Annotated in this window: 1 protein-coding gene and 1 rRNA gene; one reads left to right on the forward strand and one right to left on the reverse strand. The window is 45.1% G+C overall.

The genetic code is table 11. The features are described 5' to 3' along the window. Window positions 1–10: 10 nt before the first annotated feature. Window positions 11–127: ribosomal RNA gene (gene rrf / locus PZE06_RS29310) — 5S ribosomal RNA — on the forward strand. 60 nt (window positions 128–187) lie between these two features. Here rrf and PZE06_RS29315 read toward each other — a convergent pair. Then, window positions 188–273, reverse strand: an 86-nt coding sequence (locus PZE06_RS29315; protein ID WP_275791704.1) for an IS3 family transposase, incomplete at its 5' end; no start/stop codon positions are given.

Here is a 273-nt window from a genome sequence, read left to right on the forward strand (position 1 = left end):
AATCCAATAGTCCGGTGGCGATAGCGAGAAGGTCACACCCGTTCCCATACCGAACACGGAAGTTAAGCTTCTCAGCGCCGATGGTAGTTAGGGGCTGTCCCCTTGTGAGAGTAGGACGCTGCCGGGCGAAGTAAAAAGAGTATCCGCTAAACTGGCACCTATGTCAAGGACACAATAAAAAAAGAGATTAAGCAACTAGAAGATGATTCCTATATTGAATAGGGGTCATCTTTTTTAAGTCCCACTGATATCGATAGTTGTTATAGTAAACCA

Origin of the sequence: Robertmurraya sp. DFI.2.37 (genome assembly GCF_029211245.1) — a bacterium.
Classification (GTDB): domain Bacteria; phylum Bacillota; class Bacilli; order Bacillales; family Cytobacillaceae; genus Robertmurraya; species Robertmurraya methanolica_A.